21 protein-coding genes are annotated in these 22,905 nt (G+C 27.5%); 2 read left to right on the plus strand and 19 right to left on the minus strand.

The features are described 5' to 3' along the window. Positions 1-98 precede the first annotated feature (98 nt). The 9 genes from ACEXNK_RS14090 to queG all read right to left on the minus strand — a co-directional run bounded on the left by ACEXNK_RS14090 (position 99) and on the right by queG (position 11,287). On the minus strand, positions 99-1,034 hold the full coding sequence (locus tag ACEXNK_RS14090) for an ABC transporter permease (protein WP_373599571.1): 936 nt from the start codon (positions 1,032-1,034) through the stop codon (positions 99-101). Further along, positions 1,034-2,128 carry an ABC transporter permease gene (locus tag ACEXNK_RS14095; RefSeq protein WP_373599570.1) on the minus strand — a complete coding sequence of 365 codons (1,095 nt, stop codon included), beginning with the start codon at positions 2,126-2,128 and terminating at the stop codon, positions 1,034-1,036. Before ACEXNK_RS14095 ends, ACEXNK_RS14090 begins: the two co-directional genes overlap by 1 nt. Continuing rightward, entirely contained in the window at positions 2,121-3,689 is a 1,569-nt protein-coding gene (locus ACEXNK_RS14100; protein ID WP_373599569.1) for an ABC transporter ATP-binding protein, read from the minus strand. Before ACEXNK_RS14100 ends, ACEXNK_RS14095 begins: the two co-directional genes overlap by 8 nt. 330 nt (positions 3,690-4,019) lie before the next feature. After that, positions 4,020-5,057 carry a BMP family lipoprotein gene (locus tag ACEXNK_RS14105; RefSeq protein ID WP_373599568.1) on the minus strand — a complete coding sequence of 346 codons (1,038 nt, stop codon included), beginning with the start codon at positions 5,055-5,057 and terminating at the stop codon, positions 4,020-4,022. A 212-nt stretch (positions 5,058-5,269) separates the two neighbouring features. After that, positions 5,270-5,740 carry a tRNA (uridine(34)/cytosine(34)/5-carboxymethylaminomethyluridine(34)-2'-O)-methyltransferase TrmL gene (trmL, locus tag ACEXNK_RS14110; RefSeq protein WP_373599567.1) on the minus strand — a complete coding sequence of 157 codons (471 nt, stop codon included), beginning with the start codon at positions 5,738-5,740 and terminating at the stop codon, positions 5,270-5,272. 130 nt (positions 5,741-5,870) lie between these two features. Further along, entirely contained in the window at positions 5,871-7,211 is a 1,341-nt protein-coding gene (locus ACEXNK_RS14115) for a VanW family protein (protein WP_373599566.1), read from the minus strand. A 2-nt stretch (positions 7,212-7,213) separates the two neighbouring features. Further along, entirely contained in the window at positions 7,214-7,867 is a 654-nt protein-coding gene (gene nth, locus ACEXNK_RS14120; RefSeq protein WP_373599565.1) for an endonuclease III, read from the minus strand. A 210-nt stretch (positions 7,868-8,077) separates the two neighbouring features. Further along, positions 8,078-10,294 carry a Lon protease family protein gene (locus tag ACEXNK_RS14125; protein WP_373599564.1) on the minus strand — a complete coding sequence of 739 codons (2,217 nt, stop codon included), beginning with the start codon at positions 10,292-10,294 and terminating at the stop codon, positions 8,078-8,080. 99 nt (positions 10,295-10,393) lie between these two features. Then, positions 10,394-11,287, minus strand: a complete 894-nt coding sequence (gene queG, locus ACEXNK_RS14130) for a tRNA epoxyqueuosine(34) reductase QueG (protein WP_373599563.1) — start codon at positions 11,285-11,287, stop codon at positions 10,394-10,396. Positions 11,288-11,353: 66 nt separating this feature from the next. Here queG and ACEXNK_RS14135 point away from each other — a divergent pair, with 66 nt between their 5' ends. Then, on the plus strand, positions 11,354-11,758 hold the full coding sequence (locus ACEXNK_RS14135; protein WP_373599562.1) for a RusA family crossover junction endodeoxyribonuclease: 405 nt from the start codon (positions 11,354-11,356) through the stop codon (positions 11,756-11,758). Positions 11,759-11,798: 40 nt separating this feature from the next. Here the strand turns inward: ACEXNK_RS14135 and ACEXNK_RS14140 are convergent, their stop codons facing one another. From ACEXNK_RS14140 to ACEXNK_RS14180, 9 genes are all read right to left on the minus strand, one after another. Next, on the minus strand, positions 11,799-12,794 hold the full coding sequence (locus ACEXNK_RS14140; protein WP_373599561.1) for an aldo/keto reductase: 996 nt from the start codon (positions 12,792-12,794) through the stop codon (positions 11,799-11,801). A gap of 92 nt (positions 12,795-12,886) precedes the next feature. After that, positions 12,887-13,726, minus strand: coding sequence for a deoxyribonuclease IV (locus ACEXNK_RS14145; protein WP_373599560.1), 840 nt, complete (start codon positions 13,724-13,726; stop codon positions 12,887-12,889). A 78-nt stretch (positions 13,727-13,804) separates the two neighbouring features. Next, positions 13,805-14,368, minus strand: a complete 564-nt coding sequence (locus ACEXNK_RS14150; protein WP_373599559.1) for an ArsR/SmtB family transcription factor — start codon at positions 14,366-14,368, stop codon at positions 13,805-13,807. 80 nt (positions 14,369-14,448) lie between these two features. After that, positions 14,449-15,366: a glutaminase A gene (glsA, locus tag ACEXNK_RS14155; RefSeq protein WP_373599558.1), complete on the minus strand. Its 918-nt coding sequence runs from the start codon at positions 15,364-15,366 to the stop codon at positions 14,449-14,451. A 95-nt stretch (positions 15,367-15,461) separates the two neighbouring features. Then, complete coding sequence (locus ACEXNK_RS14160) at positions 15,462-17,111, minus strand: nucleoside kinase (RefSeq protein WP_373599557.1); 1,650 nt, start codon at positions 17,109-17,111, stop codon at positions 15,462-15,464. Positions 17,112-17,165: 54 nt separating this feature from the next. Continuing rightward, positions 17,166-17,906 (minus strand): sugar phosphate isomerase/epimerase family protein, encoded by a 741-nt coding sequence (locus tag ACEXNK_RS14165; protein ID WP_373599556.1) that lies wholly within the window; start codon positions 17,904-17,906, stop codon positions 17,166-17,168. Between the two features lie 10 nt (positions 17,907-17,916). Further along, positions 17,917-18,450 (minus strand): signal peptidase I, encoded by a 534-nt coding sequence (gene lepB, locus ACEXNK_RS14170; protein WP_373599555.1) that lies wholly within the window; start codon positions 18,448-18,450, stop codon positions 17,917-17,919. Then, entirely contained in the window at positions 18,434-19,264 is an 831-nt protein-coding gene (locus ACEXNK_RS14175; protein WP_373599554.1) for a hypothetical protein, read from the minus strand. The genes lepB and ACEXNK_RS14175 overlap by 17 nt, the downstream gene beginning before the upstream one ends. Positions 19,265-19,282: 18 nt before the next feature. After that, positions 19,283-19,990: a PrsW family intramembrane metalloprotease gene (locus ACEXNK_RS14180; RefSeq protein ID WP_373599553.1), complete on the minus strand. Its 708-nt coding sequence runs from the start codon at positions 19,988-19,990 to the stop codon at positions 19,283-19,285. A gap of 124 nt (positions 19,991-20,114) precedes the next feature. On the opposite strand from ACEXNK_RS14180, the gene sleC reads away from it, so the two are divergent. Then, positions 20,115-21,386, plus strand: a complete 1,272-nt coding sequence (sleC, locus tag ACEXNK_RS14185) for a spore cortex-lytic germination protein SleC (protein WP_373599552.1) — start codon at positions 20,115-20,117, stop codon at positions 21,384-21,386. Between the two features lie 34 nt (positions 21,387-21,420). Here the strand turns inward: sleC and ACEXNK_RS14190 are convergent, their stop codons facing one another. Then, positions 21,421-22,776 (minus strand): DUF3298 domain-containing protein, encoded by a 1,356-nt coding sequence (locus tag ACEXNK_RS14190; RefSeq protein WP_373599551.1) that lies wholly within the window; start codon positions 22,774-22,776, stop codon positions 21,421-21,423. Positions 22,777-22,905 lie beyond the last annotated feature (129 nt).

A 22,905-nucleotide genomic window follows, 5' to 3' on the forward strand; every position in this document is an offset into this window, starting at 1 on the left:
CTAATTAAATTATATAAATCATATTAATATTTTATATCTATGTTATAAAATTACAACAAAAAAAGATGATAGCTATAGCTATCACCTTTTTATTATAATTATCTTTCACCTTTTTTATATGGATTTCCAAGCGCTGTCGGAGCCTTAGAAGTTTTTATAAATAACACTAATACTATTAGAGTTATAACATAAGGTATCATAGATAATAAGTTTTCATTTATTCTAAATGGTAATTCTGGATTTCCGAAGAATACAGATAAAGCAGTAGAGAATCCAAATAATAAACAAGCTCCCATAGCTCCTTGTGGTTTCCACTTACCAAATATAACTGCTGCCATAGCTATATACCCTTGTCCTGATATTAATGTAGGTCTAAACGAAGATACTATTGCTAAACTCATAGATGCTCCTCCAAAACCAGCAAGTATACCAGATGCAATTACCGCAATATATCTTACACGAGCTACATTTACTCCAAGAGTATCAGCCGCACCCGGATGTTCTCCAACTGCTCTTATTCTTAAACCTAACTTAGTTTTATATAAAATAAACCATACTAATCCAACAAATATAAATGCTAAAAATACTGTTGCATATGTATTAAATACCGTATTTAATATACTTCCATCAGCAAATAAACCATTTAACGGTCTAGGCATTTTATTTTCCATCGGTATTGTAGGAGTCATAGTTGCTCCATCAAATAATATTTTAGATGTAAATAAAGCTACCCCTGGTGCAAGTAAGTTTATCGCAACCCCTGATATAGTATGATCTGCATTAAAGCTTACAGTAGCTATAGCATGTATTAAAGCAAATAATCCTCCAGCTAATCCGCCAACTAAAAATGCGATCCAAGGATTTCCTACAAGATATCCTGCAGCCGCTCCAGCAAATGCACCTATAGTCATCATACCTTCTAGCCCTATGTTAACTATACCTGAGTTTTCTGATAGTACTCCACCTAACGCAGTAAATATAAGGGGAGTAGAGTACATTAAAGTTGTACTTAAAATTAAAGCTATATCTTCCATTATTCATTTCCCCCTTGCTTTTTCTTATTCATATACTTCATAAATACCATTCTTATAACACTGCTTAACGCTATAAAGTAAACTATAGAACCTATAACTATATTTATTACCTCTGATGGAGCTTGTATAGTTTGCATTTTTGTTCCACCATATTTAAGTGCTCCAAATAATAATCCTGAGAATATAACTCCAATCGGATTACTATTTGCTATAAGCGCAACAGCTATACCATCAAATCCATTACCTTCTGGAGCTGCTAAGACTGTTATATTTTGAGATACACCCATAACTTGTATAGCTCCCGCTATAGCTGCAAGTGCTCCTGCTATAGCCATAGATTTAAATATAGATGAATTTACATTTATTCCTCCATATTCAGCTCCAAATTTATTATATCCAACACCTCTTAGCTCATAACCTAAAGTTGTCTTAGATAATATAAATGCTATTATAAGAACTAAAATTATCGCTATTATTATACCCCAGTTAACCTTTGTCGCCGGTCCTACAAGTCCCGTTAACCAATCTATACTTAAACTTGCACTTTCATTTATCATATGAGATGCTTCACTGTTACCCTCTCTTAACCAAGGTTGCATTATTAAATAGTTGTTTAAGTAAAATGCAATCCAGTTAAGCATTATCGTAGAGATAACTTCATTAACTCCAAACTTAGATTTTAAGAATCCTGCAATTCCTCCCCAACATGCTCCCGCTAATGTAGCTGCAGCTAATGTAAGAGGTATATGAATTATAGCAGGTAATGAAACCCCATATCCTACTAATGTTGCAGTCAAAGCTCCTATAATAAATTGCCCTTCTGCACCTATGTTAAATAATCCTGTCTTAAATGCAAATGCTACAGATAAACCTGTTAATATAAGCGGAGTTGCCTTTATAATTGTCCATGCTATATATTTTGGTTTTCCAATTATACCCTCAATCATTACAGAGTATGCCTCTATTGGGTTAAATCCTGCTATAGTTAAAGCTATAGCTCCCACTAATAATCCAAGCAGTATAGATATAAGAGAGAATACTATAGTATTATTAGCTAAAGACAGTTTCTTTTTAGTCTTAGTATTATTACTCATGCTCACTACCTCCTGCCATCATAAATCCTAATGTGTTTTCATCAGCATCTTTCGCATCTACGATACCAACTATTTCACCTTCATATATTACAGCTATTCTATCTGACACATTCATAACTTCATCAAGTTCTAATGAAACTAAAAGAACTGCATTACCTTCATCTCTTTGAGTTATAAGTGCCTTATGAACGAATTCAATAGCTCCAACATCTAATCCTCTTGTAGGCTGTGTAGCTATTAATAATTGTGGTTCCCCCGTAGATTTTCTATCTACTCTAATATTATCAACTTCTCTACCTATTATTATTTTTTGTTGGTTTCCTCCTGATAAAGCTCTAGCTTTTAAAGTATGATCAGTTGGTCTTACATCAAATTCCTCAATTATCTCATCTGCATGTTTTTCTATTTCGTGTTTATTTAATACTCCAGTTTTAGAAAATCTCGCTTCTTTATATCTTTGAAGAACAGTATTTTCTGCAACTGTAAAATCAAGTATAAGTCCTCTTTTATGTCTATCTTCCGGAATATTTTTTATACCTTTTTTAAATATATTTAAAGGTTTTTGATTTATAACTTCATTTCCATTTATCTTTACACTACCTGAGTCAGCTTTTCTAAGTCCTGTTAGTATTTCAACTAATTCAGATTGTCCATTTCCATCAACTCCAGCTACACCTAGTATCTCACCAGCTCTAACTTCTAATGATAATTTTTTTAGTACTTGAACTTTTCTACTATCCTTAGCACTTAGATTTTCTACAGAAAGTACTACATCTCCTATCTTAGGAGGATTTTTCTCAACCTTAAAGCTAACTTCTCTACCTACCATCATAGCCGCTAGTTCATCTTCTGTTGTATCTGAAACCTTAACTGTTCCTATATATTTACCTCTTCTGATTATTGTACAGTAATCAGCTGCAGCTTTTATTTCTTTTAATTTATGAGTTATTATTATTACTGATTTACCTTCTTTAGTTAAATTCCTTATTATTTGCATAAGTTCATTTATTTCTTGAGGTGTAAGCACTGCAGTAGGTTCATCTAATATTAAGATATCTGCACCTCTATATAAAGCCTTTAATATTTCCACTCTTTGTTGCATCCCTACACTTATATCTTCGATTTTAGCATTTGGGTCAACGTGTAATCCATATTTTTTAGATATATCAGCCACATCTTCTATAGCCTTCTTTATATCTATTACTCCTCCACCTTTTGTAGGCTCTGTTCCTAATATTATATTTTGTGCAACTGTAAATGGTTGAACCAACATAAAATGTTGATGTACCATTCCTATCCCATGAGATATAGCAACATTAGGGTTTGCCATCTCAACTTTTTCCCCATTTATATGTATTTCCCCTGAAGTAGGGTGGTATAATCCATATAATATATTCATTAATGTTGACTTTCCTGCACCATTTTCTCCTAAAAGAGCATGCACTTCTCCTTTGTGTACAGTCAAGCTTATATTATCATTAGCTGTAAAACTTCCAAATTTTTTAGTTATATTTTTCATTTCTACAACTTTTTGACTGTAATCTACATTACTATTAATCATAGTTTACTATAACCCTCCTTATTTGCTAATCGCCAATTTAATTATACTAAAAAATAATCCTTATAACAATTTAAATTTAACAATTAGTAGGTAATATTTTAATTATTTATCACACTTTTTGTTGGTTTTTGTTGTTTTTTGTATTTTTTATCAATTTTATACCGTATTTACTGTATACATTTTTTTCTTAGAAACATTTTCATATGTTAAAAACACTAACATTTTTAATTTTAATGCTATTCAAATTATATTTTATTTTTAGTTATCTTTTTTAATAAGTATGTTTTTCTAAGAATAAAAAAAAGACTAGCCAAGCTAGTCTTTTTTAATCTATTTTTGTGATTCTTCTAATTCAGCTTTTGTAGCTGGTACTTTTATTTCCCCACTCTTTATCTTTTCACCTTGTTGATTAACAAACTCTAATACATCTGGTTGAACATCTTCTTTTGTAGTAGGAGCTATTCCAACACCGTCTTCATTTAATCCGTAAGTTATTACTGTTCCACCTTCAAAATCTCCATCAACTAAACCTTTAACTGTATTGTAAACTCCAACATCAACTCTCTTCATAGCTGAAGTTATTACAGTTTCTGGAGCAACATCATTTTGATCTCTATCAACACCTATAGCTTTCTTTCCTGCTTCTTTAGCAGCCTCTATAACACCATTACCTGTATCTCCTGCAGCATGGAATACTATATCAACTCCATTAGATATCATTTGTTGAGTTATAGATTTTCCTTTAGCTGGATCTGCGAAGTTATTAGCATATTGAACAACTACTTCTGCATCTGGTCTAGCAGCCTTAACACCAGCAGTGTATCCAACCTCGAAAGTCTCTATTAATGGACCTTCCATACCACCAACAAATCCTACTTTTCCAGTTTCTGTCATTTTACCTGCAACTAATCCAACTAAGTATGAAGCTTCTTGAGCATTAAACATTATACTCTCTACATTTTTAGGAGGATTTCCACCGAAGTTAGCATCAACTAATGCAAATTTTTGTTCTGGATAAGCTTTAGCAGCATCACCTATAGCCTTTTCTAATTTAAATCCAACCCCTATTACTAAATCAGCTCCATTATCTACTGCTGTTTCAACGTTAGTAGCATAATCTGATTCTTGTTTAGATTCTATATAGTTAGCCTCTACTCCTAAATCTTTTTCAGCTTTTTCTAGCCCTTCCCATGCACTTTGGTTGAATGATTGATCATTAACTCCACCAACGTCAGTTATCATAGTTACTTTTAACTTGTCATCCCCACCTGCTGCTCCTTCTTTTTCATCAGAAGAACTACATCCAACTAACATCGATCCTGCTAATATAGTCACAAGACCTAAAGATAATAACTTTTTAAACTTCATAATTACCTCCCATGTATACCGATTATAATTTCTTTAAGTTGATTTTACACTATATAGAAATTTTTTTCCATATAATTTTGTAAATTTGTTCACTTTTTTTAATATTTAGTGTATACAATATAAAAAAATAAGAAGATAGGAAATCTTTATCATAATCATAATTAGATTTCTTACCTTCTTTATTGTATACAATATTTTATTTGTTATACACTTTATCTTAAATCTGGATATCCTATTTGGCGTAAAGCTTCAAATAAAACTACAGCTACACAGTTTGATAAATTAAGAGATCTAGCTTTTTCTATATCAACCATAGGTATTCTTATTGCTGTATCTAAATTTTCCATTATTAAACTTTCTGGCAACCCTTTAGTTTCCTTTCCAAAAACTATAAATGAATTCTCTTCATATTCTACATCTGAATGTGTTTTTTTAGCTTTTGTTGTTGAATAAAAGAACTTTGCATCTGGATTTTGTTCTCTAACTTCATCAAAACTATCATAGTATTTTATATCAACTAAATCCCAATAATCTAATCCAGCTCTTTTTAAATGCTTGTCATCCATGCAAAACCCTAAAGGTCTAACTAAGTGCAATTTTGTTCCTGTTGCTGCGCAACTTCTTATTATATTCCCTGTATTTTGTGGTATTTCAGGTTCTACTAAAACTATATTTAAAGACATAAAAATTCCTCCTTAATATTTTATAAAGATAATTATATCAAAAGTTTATATTTCTAAAAACTTGTTTAAATAAAAATAATATAAATCTCTTAAAGTATTTTAAGAAATTTATACTATTTTAATTTAAACTTTATTTAATTTCTTTCTTATCAATGCCTATTAAAAGTATCTTTTCTTTAGGTGGATAATAGCTTTCATTTATAAGTTCTTTTCTTTCTACAATTTCATTATTTTTATATACCCTATAAGTATTTACCTTATATCCATCTCTACCTTTATCTTCTATCTTTCTTTTCCCTAACATTAAATCTTCACTATTTTTTATAATAATACGCTTAGGTATAACTTCTACTAGTTCTGTTTCTATACCTATATTTCTTTTATCTTTATCATTTCCATATATAATAGAAATTAATTTATTTTCTTCTATAAAATGTTTTATTAATATAGGATGATTATAATTATTTCTAAAAACCAAATCTATACTCCCATAAGATACAGTTGCATCTCTTCCCTTATCTATATATCCACTTGGAATGCTATGATTTTTAACTTGTACAATTTCTAAACCAGAATATAATGCAGCGTTATATACAGTACTAGAAACTTGACAAACCCCTCCACCTAAACCTTCTTTCATTTCTCCATTTATTATAACTGGAGCTTCTTTAAATCCTTGTTTCAAACTTCTATCGCCTATAATTTTGTTAAACGAAAATTTTTCTTTTGAGTCTATAATTGTATTGTTAATTTTATCTGCTGCTAATCTAATATTATCCACTCGATTATAATTTTTAGGATTAAACTTAGTTTCATAAATACCTAGTACAGAATTAATCTTACTAAGTTTTTTAAAAGTGTATTTAGGTTCTATATTATAAATAGGTATATTTTCATCAGAATAATCTCTTATATTTATTTTATTATCAATAATACGAATCAATTTATCTTTATCTACATAAATTCCTATTTTTTCTTTACTTACACTAAATTCATTTGTATCTTTATTAACACTAATGGATGCGTTGATTGGATTTGTATTTATATTTTTAGATATATCATCTATATATGAATTTAGTTTTTCTTTATCATAACTAACCTTTAATATAAAATTAAATTTCTCACCAAAACTTAACTTTAATTTACTTTTAATATTATCAATTAAATTTGAGTTTTTATCTAATTTTAGCGCTTCACCTACAATACTATTTATATTATAGTTAAGGTTTATATTTCTTAAGTTTAAGTTATAAGTTTTATCTTTATACTTTAATGTAATTTTACCTTCTCCATAAATATGTTTTTCTATTTTATTTATAGCTTCTTCTTTAGTTAATCCCGACACATCAATATTTTCAATATATATATTTTTGTATATTCGATCATCTTTGCCTAGCGCATAAGATTTACCAATTAATCCAAAACAAATTAATATAACTATTATTAGAAAATATAATCCGTGTCTTTTCAAAGTTAGTCATTCCCTTCTTGATAGTAATCACAATACTTAATCAGTGGACATATTGCACAGTCTGGTTTTCTCGCTTTACACATTCTTCTACCATGAAATATTATTAAATGATGAGCTTGAGACCATCTTTTTTTAGGCAAAACTTTCATAAGTTCAAATTCTGTTTTTTCAGGAGTGTCAGTTTTTACAAATCCAATTCTATTAGATACTCTAAAAACATGAGTATCAACTGCTATTGCGTCAACTCCAAAAGCATTACTTAAAACTACATTAGCAGTTTTTCTACCCACTCCTGGTAATTTTGTTAATTCCTCCATCGTACTAGGTACTTCTCCTCCATATTCAGAACATAATATAACAGATGTTTCTTTTATTTTTTGAGCTTTACTTTTATAAAGCCCACAACTCTTTATTTCTTCTCCTATTTCATCTGTACTTAGTTTTGCAAATGCTTCAGCTGTATTGTATTTCTTGAACAATTCTTCAGTAACTTTATTTACCCTAACATCTGTACATTGTGCTGATAATATAGTTGCAATTAATAACTCAAACGCTGTAGTGTGATTCAATTCACATTTAGCATCTGGATAAGTTTGTTCTAGTATATCTAATATTTCCTTTATATTTTGTCGATTTTTTTTCTTGGCTTTAGCCATCTTTATTCCCCCTATCATATTCATCATATACTAATATATAACAATTTTACGTATACTTTAAACATTTATATAAGCAAATCTTAAAAGGTTGTACTTATTTATATTATTTATCAAAATATAACTTTATATATATATAAGTTTAATTATATATATGTAATTTTTTCTATTAATTGAAAAAGATTGTATCTATAATAGATACAATCTTTTTTACTAATCATTATTTATATCATTGAATTTTTTTAATTTTTTCATAGCTAATTCCTTAACTTCATCAAAAGTTTTTTCAGTTAATATTTCTACAGCTTCTTCTATTCTATTTACCGGATATATATGAAACTTTCCATTTTTTATTGCTTCATTTACTTCTTCAATTAAAACTAAATTTCTCAAATTATTTTTAGGTAGTATAACTCCCTGAGTTCCATCTAAACCTTTCTTTTTACAGGCAAAGTAAAAACCTTCTACTTTTTCCGTTACTCCGCCTACTACTTGTATATCTCCTTTTTGATTTATAGACCCTGTAACTCCAATATTTTGTTTTATAGGTATATCACTTAAAGATGATAATAATGCGTATAGTTCAGCTCCCGATGCACTATCTCCATCTACACCTCCATAATTTTGTTCAAAACAAATATTAGCATTAAGTGACAATGGAAATTCTTGAGCTAAATTTTCTAGTAAAAATCCACTTAAAATCAAAACGCCCTTACTATGAATAGGACCACTCATTTCAACTTCTCTTTCTATATTTACAATTCCATTACTACCTGGTCCAGTAGTAACTGTTATTCTAGATGGTCTCCCAAATGAATATTCGCCCATATTAAGAACAGATAACCCATTTATTACTCCAACTTTAAATCCACTAGTTGATATTAATGTAAACCCTTTTTCTAAAGATTCATCCATTTTCTTTTCTATCTTACTAAATCTTTCTCTTCTTTCTCTTATAGCCTTTAATACATCTTCCTTATCAACAAAATTAGAACCCCTTATATCTGCGTACGCATCTCCTTCTACTAAAATCTCTACTATTTTATTAAATTTAGTAGATAATTTATCTCTATCTCCAGTTATTCTAGTACTATACCTTATGATTTCTTGTACTCCTTCATAAGTAAAATGCTTTAATTTATTCTTATTGCAATAAGATGATATAAACTCGGCTACTCTATCTTCATTAGAACTATCCTTTTTCATTTCATTATCAAAGTCTACAAATATCTTAAAGTATTTATTAAACTCAGCATCATAATGGTACATCAAATTATACATATAGTTACTTCCTATTAAAATCACTTTAATATTAACAGGTATTTTTTCTGGTTTTATAGCCGTTTGTGTATCTAATGTTATTTCTCCTTGTTGTATTGTCTTTTTTAATATATCCCAGGATAAATTATATCGTAATAATTGATCTACGTATAAAATTAAATAACCGCCATTAGCTTTATGAACAGCTCCAGGTAGTAATTTTGTAAAATCAGTTTTTATAGTTCCATTATAATATTCGTATTCTGCTTTACCAAATAAATTTCCTGGACTAGGATTTATTTCTATAATTACAGGAGCAGTAGACTTATCAGCTCCATTATCAACTAATAAATTAACTTTATATCTAGAGAAATGATCTTTGTCATACTTTTCTTTTAAATCTTCTTCATCCATATAAAACAAATATACATACTCTAATATGTCATTTTTTACATTTTCTAAATATGTTTTTACTTTCTCAAATTCACCATACTTCTCTAAAAGATTATCTATATGAGGATCCACTACATATTTTCCAACTTCATACTCCAAATCTAAAAGTGCATCTTTTGCTTCATCTTCTATATCTTTTATTTTATAAGCTACTTGTATAGCCATATTTTCTAATTCTTTTTTTACTTTGTAAAATTCTTCTGAAGATGTATCTACATCTTCATCTTCAGGCATAAATATCATTCCAACTTTGCTACTTTTTAATTTGAACCCTTTTTCTTCCCCATATTTTTTAATCTTTTGAAGCAATGCGTCTTTTTCTATCTCATAATCATCTAATAGTTCATTTTTATTAAGTTCAAAGTCTTCACTTTCAAATGCATCTCTTAATTCATCTAGTAAATTTTCAATTAATTTTTCCATATCTTTTTTGAATAGTTTGCCCATTCCTCTATCTAATGCTATAGCAATTGGCTCTCTACTATTTTCAAAATTATATACATAACACCAATCTTTATGATCATTCTTTTCTTTCGCATAATCTTTTAAAGCATTAAGTACATAAGTTGATTTTCCAGTTCCGCTGTCTCCAGCTACAAATATGTTATAAGCAGGGTTGTTTATCCTTAATCCAAGTTCCATAGCCTTTATTGCATTTTCTTGGCCTATGATCCCATTTAAGCCCTTTAATTCAGAAGTGTTAGAATATCTACTCATATCCATCCCCCTTTCATTCCCTTTTTATATAATATGTTTCTTGAATATTAAATGTTAAGTAAAAAATAAAAAACTTCTAACTATAATTAGTTAAAAGTTTTATTTTTTTAAAATCTCCATATTTCTTTGTATTATTTTTTTCCCTCTCCAACTAAAAGCTTTTTCCTTATATCTTCTTTTAAACTCCTTGTTAGATATATTTAATATTTCATCTTCATCTAAACTATACATAAGATTTTCATAAAATTCTTTTATATTAGTTTTAGATATATTTTTATTGTGAGGACATATATCTTGACATATATCACAACCAAATACTTTATTACTCTTGTTTAATATGTTTATTTCTTCTTCATCTAACTCTTCTTTCTTCTGTGTTATATAAGATAAACACTTCTTAGGATTAAATTCAAAACTCCCAAGTATAGCTCCTCCAGGGCAACTATCTATGCACTTTCCACAGTTAATACATTTTTTTTCATTTTTATCATCTACTTCAAATTTATAATTATTCAATATATAACCTATAAACACATATGACCCATATTTATCAGTTATTATATTATTATTTATGCCATAATACCCAATACCTGATATACTTGCTAAATATCTATCTACTAAAGGTCCATTATCCACAAAAACCATATATTCAAATCCTTCAGTTTTATCACTTATATATTTAGCTATCTCTTCTAATTTTTCTTTTACTACTATATGGTAATCTTTACCATAACAATACTTTGATATATTAGATTTATTATTATCTTCAGTGTAATACGGAAATGCACACACTATGATAGATTCTACATTTTCCATAGTAACTTTTGGATTTATACGTTTTTCTATAACAGTTTCTTCCATCCCAGTAATATAATCTTTATCTATTCTTTTTTTTATAATTTTTTCTAAATCATAGTAAGGACCTATTCCTGCAACTCCTACAGTATCAACGCCTATACTTTTACAAAATTCTTTTAAACTATTTGTGTTCATATTTTTCCCTTTCATTAATTTAATTTTCCCTTTATAATAACTAAAGTATAAAGGATGGTGATATATTTGATAAAATTAGTAATTCCAGGAAGACCCATCAGTAAATCTAATTTTAAATTACACAATGTTCATGGTCAATCATGGATGCCTTCTAAAGGTAAACACTCTAAGTACTTAGCATATGAAAATATGATTGCTGGATATATAAATACTCAATACGAAGGACCCTGCATCGAGGAAGACCTAATTACTGTTATGAAACTATATTTTCCTAATAAAAAAATGGGAGATTTACACAACTATCCTAAAAGTATTTGTGATGGTATAGAAAAAAGCGGTATTATAAAAAATGATAAACAGTTAAAACCTGTACTTTTATTTGACTTTATAGATAAAGAAAATCCTAGAGTTGAAATCGAACTCTATCCTTTATCCGAGTATAAAGTTGATTATCATATTTCAAAATTATAGATAAGAGGCTGCCTTAATGATAGACAGCCTCTTTAAATGTCTATTTTAGTCTGCAAGCCACCTCTTTTAACATATCTCTAATAGGTAAATCATATGGACATTTTTCTTCACACTTTCCACATCCTATGCAATCTGATGCTTTTTTATCAAAAGTCTTGTATCTATCTATTGCCCACTCTTTTAAATTATATCTAGTATAATACCCTTCCATTAAAAAGTTCATAGGTATATTTATTCCTATAGGACATGGCATACAATATTCGCATCTTCTACAAAATCTATTCCCTAATCTTTTTCTTATTTCTTCTATATCTTTTATATCTTCTTGGCTAAGATTTATATCATTTAATGCTGATACATTTTCTATTACTTGTTCTGCACTATCCATACCAGGTATAACAACATCTACATATTCTTTAGATAATATATATTTTATAGCTAATTTTGCATTGTCTATAGCTCCACCAGCTAATGGCTTCATAACTATTACTCCTATATTCTTTTTATTTGCCTCTTTAAATATTTCATCAGCTTGATCTTCAACTATATTGTATGGAAATTGTATTGTGTCAAATTTACCACTATGAACAGCTTTTTTTATAACATCTACATTATGGCTTGTTATCCCTATATGCTTTATTTTCCCTTGTTTCTTACAATCTAAAAGAGCATTATATGCCATATTATCATTAAATATATTATCATATTCATTTATTTTTACATTATGTAATTGATATAAGTCTATATATTCAGTTTTTAAATTTTTAAGACTTATTTCTACATCATTTATCATATCCTCATATTTTCTAGACATACTTTTTGTAGCTAAAATAAATTTATCTCGCTTTCCATAGATAGCATTTCCTATATACTCCTCACTTATAGTATATCCCCTTGCTGAATCAATAAAATTTATACCTTGTTTTACTAGTTCATCTATAACTATATTAGTTTCTTCCTGACTAATTCTTTGTATTGGTATTCCCCCAAATCCAACTCTACTAATCTCCATATTTGTTTTACCTAAATTTCTCATATAACTCTATCCCCTTTCTAAAATTATATATTACTTAAAAATAAAGACGATATAAATATATCGTCTTTATTTTTATTATATTATATATTAACTTATTGTATTTGTTTTACAATATCTTTTATCATTTTTATTTCTCTCTTATGACCTTCATCTTCTAGTGGTGTTTCTAAGAAAAATGGTAAGTGTTTTAACTTAGGATGAGTCATAAACCTTATAATTGCATCCATTCCTATTTCACCTTCACCTATACATGCATGTCTATCTTTTTTAGCTCCAAAAGGCATCATACTATCATTAAGGTGAACAGCCTTTAATTTATCTAACCCTATAATTCTATCAAATTCATCTATTACATTATCTAAATCGTTTACAATGTCATATCCTGCTGAAAATATATGACATGTATCTAAACATACTCCTAATTTTTCATTATGATCTACTTTATCCATTATTTCTTTTATTTGTTCAAAATTAATTCCTATTTCAGTTCCTTTCCCTGACATAGTCTCTAATAACACAGTTATATTTTCATTTCCTGTTATTGCTTCATTTAATGCAGCTGCGATTTTTTCTATCCCTGTTTCCACACCAGAACCAACGTGGCTACCGGGGTGAAAACACATATATTCAATTCCTATAGAATCCATTCTTTTAATGTCTTCCTTTATAACCATTCTTCCAAATTCATATACTTCTTCTTTAGCACCTGCTAAATTCATAGTATATGGAGCATGTGCTAAAATTGGTCCAAAATTATTTTCTGTTCTTATTTTTTGAAATTTCATTATATCTTTTTCATCAAATGCTTTAGCATTCCCTCCTCTAGGATTCCTGCTAAAAAATTGAAATGTATTTGCACCTATATCTACAGCTGTTTGTGCAGCTTTTGCAAATCCTTTTGATATCGATATATGCGGTCCTATTACTATCACTAAATTTCCTCCTAAATTCGTTTTGTCTATTATTTTAATATACCCAAAAAAATAAGTATCAACAATTTTGTTGATACTTTATGCTCTACATTTTACTTCTGATGGTATTGTTATTAAAGATAAATCATATTTCGTGTCCGATTCGTCATTTTTTCTATTTAAAATAATATCATTTATCTTCGAATCTACCGTCTCCAATAATTCTTTAATTTCATCTTTACTTAAAGTTATTTGATTATAATTAGTTATATTTTCATCATCTAGTGTATTTCTTTCAATAGCATCATAAAAAGAATCACTCATATTTTCAAACTTTGATATACATATATCCCCAATATCTGTACTTTCTAAGTCATTATTAAAATTCAAAGCTTTTTTACCTATTACAATATGTTTTGCTCTAGGGTAATAATATTTCTCCACTATTCCAGACTTTACTTTTTCTTCTACTAAGTCTAAAACTCCTACTTTATATAAAGTTTTTATATGATAGTTTATTTTTGCATGAGGTTCATCTAATAATTGGGACAATTGCTTTGCTGATAATGGAGTTGCCTTGAATGCATTTAATATATCTATTCTCCTTGGATGTGCTATAGCTTTTATACACTCTAAATCTCTTAGTACTAATACTTCTTTCATTCCCCCACCACCCATAAAAATATTTAATTATATAAATAATTATATATTATTAGGTGGTAATTGTCAAAAAATTCTCTATTTTAGAATATATTTATTTTATATTTTTCACTCAAGTTTTGTAATATTTTTATACCAGCTATACTATTGCCTTTTTTATCAAGCGCAGGTCCATATATACCTATTCCCATCTTTTTAGGTACAGATGCCATTATACCTCCACCAACTCCTGATTTTGCAGGAATACCTACTTTTATTGCAAATTCACCTGATGCATCATACATTCCACAAGTTACCATAAATGTTTTAACTATTCTAGATATTCTTTCATCTATAAGTCTTTCTCCCGTTTCTATATCTAATCCATATGATGCTAAATTAACACCCATTCTAGCTAAGTCTATACAATCTATTTCTATAGAACATTGTTTAAAGTACAAGTCTAATACTTCCTCTACATCACCTTCTATAAATCCATCATTCTTTAATAAATATGCCATTGCTCTATTTCTATCGCCTGTAGCTTTTTCCGATTCATATACATCATAATTTATTTGTAAATTATCATTTTTAGCTAACTTCCTAAAGAAATTCAACATTTTTTCTTCTTTTTCTTTAAGGTCTTTACCCTTTATCATAGAAGTTGTAACTATTGCTCCTGCATTTATCATTGGATTGCACGGTTTTTTTGTATTATTAGTTTCTAATTTCATTATCGAGTTAAACGGATCTCCACTAGGCTCCATTCCCACCTTAGAGAATACATATTCCCAATCATTTTCACTAAGAACTAAAGCTAGCACTATGGGCTTTGATATACTTTGTATAGTGAATTTTTTATCATAATTCCCAGCTTTATGAACAACATTATTCATATCTATCATACATATTCCTAAGTCATCCTGTCTAGCTTTCTTTAATTCTGGTATGTAACTTGCCACATGTCCATAGTTAGTATATTTTCTATTGTCTTCAAGTATTTGTTCTAATACGTTTTCCATACGCATTCCTCCTTATTTATGTTATACGATATATTGCTGTAATAAATATAATACAAAAAATCCTGGGGGTATGTCAACTTCCCAGGATTTCAACCTTAATCTACAATTCTACTTCCACCTATAAACTCTCTAATTATAGATGTTGGTGGTATATCTAACTCATCATCTAATGCCACAAAATATTGTAAAAATTTAAGAATTCTATTAGCTTCTATAAACGCCTCGTTATCTTCTTTTATTTCTTCTAATAAAGGCTTTGCATATTTTTTAAGCACCGCTAATTCATATAAACACGCTGAGTTAAACATTATATCTGCTTCTTCTTGATAAGGGAATATATTTTTTTCTTCTCCTCTTCTCACAGACCCCCAGTTTAATATAGTCTTTTCAGCACTATACCCTCTAAAATTATAATCTCTTACCATCCTTCTAATTAATCTTAAATCAGTAGTAGGTATTCTATTATGATTATCTAAGTTTATTTGAGTAAGAACACTTATATATATCTTAAATTTATCTTTATCATCGATACTTTTAGTTAACATTGGATTTAAAGCATGTATACCTTCTAGTATAATAGGTTGATCTTTATCTATCTTTAAAGTCTTTCCACTAAACTCTCTTTTTCCTGTTTTAAAGTTAAACTTAGGAAGTTTTATTTCTTCTCCATTAAGTAATTTTTCTAAATCACTATTAAATAGTTCTAAATCTATAGCATATATAGATTCAAAGTCATAATTTCCAAACTCATCTAAAGGAGTATCTTCTCTATCAACAAAATAATCATCTAAAGATATTGGCACTGGGTTTAGATTATCAACTTTAAGTTGTATAGATAGTCTATGTGCAAAACTAGTTTTTCCAGATGAAGATGGTGCGGCTATTAATATTACTCTCTTATTATTATCCTTTATCATATCTGCTATTTGAGATATTTTTTTTTCATGTAATGCTTCTACTATACTAATTATTTCACCATATTTTCCATCTGTTATAGCTTTATTAAGACTTATAACTTTATCTACTCCTATAAGTTCTGACCAAGTTTCCGACTCTTTATATATATTAGATAGTTTTGGTTGCGGTATAAATTCTTGTACTGTATTTTTATCAAACTTACTAGGTCCTAATATAACTACTCCTGATTGCCATTTCTTAATATCAAAAACAGTTACACATCCTGTAGATGGCAACATATATCCATAAAAGTGATTTATATGATTTTCACATTTATATATCTTTACATCATCATATTCTTTATACTTTAATAATTCAGCTTTTATAGTCCTATTATTTTCATTAAAAATTCTTATTCCATTTTCTTTGTTTGTAACTATCTTTTCTATTTCTAAGTTTTTATCTATAATATCCTTAATCTTAGATTTTATTTCATCAACTTCAGTATCAGTGAATTCTTTTTTTCGCCCAGCAAATTCACAGTACAGTCCATTAGATAACGAGTGTTCTATCGTTACATCATACTGAGGATATATTTCTTCACATGCTTTTATAAAAATTAAAGCTAGTGTTCGAGTATAAACTCTCATTCCATCAGCATTTGTAGTATCTATAAATTCAATCTCACAATCTTTGTCTATTTTTGTACTTAAATCTTTTAATTTATTATTTATTTTTCCTAAAGTTATTATTCCTTTATAATTTTCATTTAAATCTTTAGCTATATTCTCTAAAGTAACTTCTTTTTTATATTCATATGACCTGTTTTTAACTTTTACATTATACATCAAGCATCCTCCTGCATTATAACTTTTATGTTTATAAATTTAGAACGATTTATTTTACATAAATCGTTCTAATATTTCGATAGATTCATTTATATATTTATACCCCACTTCTAATATTATAAAATTAGGATTTAAATTTAATATTTCTTCTATCTTATTTAATTCTATTTTTCCATTACCTATTCCTATGTGAGAATCTTCTTTCCCATCATTATCACTTAGATGCACTATACCAATATTATTTCTTAATTTTGAAACAAAATCACCTTTACTTATTAACTCATGTCCTGTGTCATAACAAAATTTCACTTTATTTGTATTACTAAATATATATTCAAACTCATCTGGCATTGTTCCTATATTACATAGATCTCCACCTTTTGTATACGTATTCTCTATAAATATAGCCTTACTACATTCTAGTGTTTGTATGAAATTTATAGTATTATCCAAATACTTTTTTTTGTTATTTTCAAATCTATTTTTCATTACATATCCTACATGCATATTAAAATACTTTATATCAATGCAAGTCAGGCTTTGATCCATATTTTCTATGAATGAAGCCCATGATTTTCTTATGTATTCTATATTTTCACATGTGTTAAGTTCCATAGGTAAGTGAATACCTATACTTATATCATATTTTAAAAATTCATTAGAAAATTTCATTATTTTATTACATTCATATAAATTATCAATACCAATTTCTATATGTTTTATTAAGTCATTGTTTTTACAGATTAAAATAGCTTCTTCCAATTCATGGGTTAATGCAGATATTCCAATTTTCATATTTATACCTCTACGAAACTTTTCCTATCTTATTAAATGGATATAATCTAACCATAACTTTTCCCATTATATCATTTTCATTTACTATTCCTACCTCTGAATCCCTACTATCCATACTATTTTCTCTGTTATCTCCCATGGCAAATACATAACCCTCAGGAATAACCATATCTATATCACCTTCTGTTTTTTCACCATGTACGTATTTCTCATCTTGAAGCTTTCCATTTAAATATACTTTATCATCAGTTATCTTTATATGATCTCCAGGAAGCGCTATAACTCTCTTTACCAAATCTTTTTCTTTTCCATTAGGTTGTAGTAAATCAGTCTTAAAAACTATTATATCTCCTCTTTTAGGTTCTTTATGATTGTATGCAACTCTATTTATTATTAAATAATCTTTTTCTTCTAAAGTAGGATACATAGATGACCCTTGTACTAATGTTGGTCTCACAAAGTGAGTTATAACAAGTGCTATAACTAGTGATGTAACTATTATCTTAGCCCACTCTATCATTTCCTTTTTAATGTTTTTGCTCAAATTCATCATCTCCTCCATATTCTACATATCTAGATAAAAGCTCTATGATTATATCATTTATATGTTCATACTTCTTAGTATTAACTCCTAAGTCTAGAAGCTCACAAGCTTTTATTAAATCATGAACAACTTCCATTGGGCTTCCGTAAATATCTTCTATATCTTCTTTACTTACACCTCTAAACCCATGTCCTACCGGGCTTTCATTTCTTAATTTTATTAAATTTTCAAGTCTTTCTCCATTTAGTATTTCTAAAACCTTGTCCATTCTTTTAGTTTTCTTTAAATATCTCTTTATATATTGAGTTACACCATGTATTAAATTACCATTATATATATTATACTTCTTTTTAAGTGTATATAGTATATTTTTCTTAGATACCATATGCCCATGCATTGATACTTTATATTTTTTATCTTCTTTGCTATTTACAAATATATATTTAAATAAAGCTTCTTTTAATCTATATAATCTTCCTAAAAAATCTATATATTCTTCATTAACTATTTGAATTTTTATATTTTCAATTAGCTCAGACAGTATATCTTCTGGATCTCCATTATTTAGGTTTTCTAAATTTGTTATGAGGTTTTTTATTTCTTTTCTTTCTAACATAGATTCGCTTAATTCTTTGATAATCTTTAATGAAGTTTTAAAATCAAAATTAGTAGCATACTTACACGATTTTAATAACTTATATAAATCTCCACTTTCTATTCCTGCCTCTATTAATATATCTAAAACTCCGTCATAATCGTAACGTTGTAAAAATTTACATATAACTAATTCCTGACTTTTATTTATATAACTCATATAATCACTCCTGCCAATTTATTTTTTCCTTTTTCTTAATCTAATAAATCTTTTTCTAGCGTAATCAGTATATTGGTCTAATTTATCTAAACTTATTTTCCATAAATATACTAAGTAAATAATAAATACTACAGTAGCCCCTCTAGTTTTAATCATTAATATAAAATCAAAAACTCCATGTAAAAATATAGGAATCAATATCATTTTTAATATATATTTATATCTATTCTCTTCTTGATTGAACTTATACATAGATAAATAATATCCCATAGTTATTGCAAACATAATATGAGCAGGTATAGAGATTATAGCTCTAGTTAATCCAATTTCAAATATGTTTAAATATACTTCATAAAAAATATATATAATATTTTCAATTGTAGCAAATCCCAATGTTATAAATATGCTATATACAATTCCATCTAGCTTTTCTGTATAATATTTACTTTTCAGACAGTAGGCTATTAAAATACTAGCTTTTAATATTTCTTCTGTAAATGCTGCAACTATAAATGCAATATAAGCTATATTTAAATACTTATTAGAAATATCTACTTTCATTAATATATCTTCTATCGCTATAGCCGGTATACTTACTAATGTTCCTAAAATAAATAAATTTATTAAATATCTTATAGGTTCCTTTTCATATTTATCTTTAAGATATATCCATATTAAAAAAGCTATACTTGGCGATATAGATATAATTAATAAATCTAATCTCATTTATCCATTACCTTTCTGTTTAATTATTTTCTTTATTATATTATTTCCAAATATCTTAACAAAATAATCTTATTCTTCATACTATGTATTGATAGCACCATTTTTATAAGAAAGGAGTTTTTTTATGCAAGATGGGTTTCTAACTGTTAGCGTAGTAGATTCAACAAATAATTATCCAATTGTAGATGCTACCGTTAATATCTATTCAGTTGGATCTGATAACAAAGTTTCTAAAACTATTTATCAAAATTTAAAAACTAATATCTCTGGTCAAGTGGTAGGTTTAAATTTAGAAGCTCCAGATTTAATTTATTCTCAACAACCTAGCGATGTACGACCTTACAGCCAGTATGTTGTTGAAGTTATAAAAGATGGATACGAGACAATTTTAATAAATGGAACTCAAATTTTAGCAACAGTTCTAGCTCAGCAGAACATTTTGATGTTTCCTAAGAAAAGAGGCAGACGTTCTTATTCTAGACAAAATGAAGTTGTAATAGATATAGGAGAACATACTTTATGGGGAACATATCCTCCCAAAATTCCAGAAAGTGACTTAAAACCTATACCTCCTCCAACTGGATTTGTTGTTTTAGATAATCCTGTAGTTCCAGAGTTTGTGGTTGTTCATGATGGACTCCCTGAAAATAAAGGCGCAAAAGATTATTGGGTGTATTTTAAGGACTATATAAAAAATGTTGCTTCCTCTGAAATTTACTCAACATGGCCTAAAGAAACTATATTAGCAAATGTTATAGCTATAATATCATTCACTTTAAATAGAGTATTTACTGAGTGGTATAGAAGTAAAGGTTATAGTTTTACAATAACCTCAACTACTGTATTTGATCATAAATATATACATGAAAGAAATATATTCGATACTATAAGTATATCTGTAGATGAAGTATTTAATACTTTTATAAAAAGACCCCCTACTGCTAGGCAACCACTTTTAGCTCAATACTGTGATGGTGTAAAAACTCAATGCCCTGGACAAATGACTCAATGGGGAAGTAAGAATTTAGGTGATCAAGGCCTTAGTTATGAAGAAATAATTCGATCTTTCTATGGAGAAAATGTGGTTTTTGAAAAAGCACCTATTGTGAGCGGTGTACCTGTTTCTTTTCCTGGTGAAATTCTTCAAACTGGCTCAAAAGGAAAAGATGTTAGAACTATTCAGAACCAATTAAACGCTATATCAAAAGCTTATCCTGCGATTCCTAAAGTTAAAGAAGATGGTATATATAATGAAGCTACCGCTAACTCTGTAAAGGAATTTCAAAAAATATTTGGTCTTCCTGAGTCTGGCATAGTGGATTTTAAAACTTGGTATGAAATATCTAGAGTTTATGTAGCAGTTACTAAAATAGCTTCTTTAAATCCTACAATTTAATAAATATTTAAATAGTGTAGTAAGATTTACTACACTATTTAAATATGTCTATATACTTTGAATTTACTATATGGCTAATTTCATTTATATCTATTTTAAATTCCGGAATACCAGCTACAAAAGGTGCTATTTCATACAAATCATAATATATAACCAACTTATTATCTTCTATAAAAAATTTTTGATTATCAGATATTTCTTTAAAACTATACATATCTTCTTTATTTTCTTTTATTTGCTTTAGTATTATGTCGTTTATAACTTTTTTGTAATCTATATTTTCTTTAAATAAATCTTTTAGTTTTAAATTTTTTCCATTTTCCATAAATATATTATATGATTCATTTTCATAAAACCCATGAGCTCCACCACTATATTGATAATAACTAACTAAAATACTTAACATATTATCACTATTTTTTTTAACTTTGAAATCTACATTATATATATATGGATTCTCATATCCTTCAGGAGTATTTTTCAAATATGCTTTTGCATCTTGTTCAACTTTATTATAAGCGCTCATTATATCATTTTTTATCATATTATTTATGGATTTTTCTATATCTTTATTTTCAGTTATAATTATAGGTATGTTAACTATACTATTTATATATTTTGTATCATTCGTTATAGTTTGTAAATCTATATGCGCTACTATAGGAGTAGTATCTACTTCTTTAATTTTTTTCTTAAATGCAGTCACTGGTATTTTAAATTCATATATCTCTTTTCTATCACTAATTTGATATGGATTGAAATAAACTCCTATGCCTTCATCAGTTATATAGTAATTAGTATATTTATTTATATTTATTTTTTCTTTTTCTATATCCAAACCATCTCTATCTATCTTATTCAAAATATAATTTTCTAATATATATTTATAATCCTCATTATTTTTCAAAAAATTATCTAAATATATTCTTTGTCCAGTTTTCAAATCAAATATATAACTATCCTTAATTCTTTCATACTTTTTATCATTTATATACATATCCTTGTATATTATAATATTTAAAATATTTTTATCTTCAAATACCATATGATAGTTTATAGATATATCTGAGTAATTATTTTTAGATATATCTTTTTCTTGTTTCTTCAAATTTACAAATTGATTTATATTTCTTCTTATATATGTATTTATATATCGTTCTACACTAGTATCTTCATAATTTATTACAGGCATATTTATAGAAAATTTAATTCCTTTATAATCTATATCACTCTTTTCATTATTTATTTTTATATTTTTAAAACCATTAATTATATGCGTTTTTATATTATCTATAAAAATATCATCATTGTATATATAATTTATATAAGTTATACCAATCAGTACACATGCAATATATAACGTATATATATTTCTTTTTTTACGAATCATATCACATATTCCTCCTAACATCATATATATAATATTTTCTTACTATAATTAAGAAATTATTATATATATTTAATAGAAATATATTCATATTAATCCATAAAAAGAAAATTTAACTTTATTTGATTCATT

The sequence above is a fragment of the Paraclostridium bifermentans genome (assembly GCF_964259345.1).
Lineage (GTDB): Bacteria > Bacillota > Clostridia > Peptostreptococcales > Peptostreptococcaceae > Paraclostridium > Paraclostridium bifermentans_B.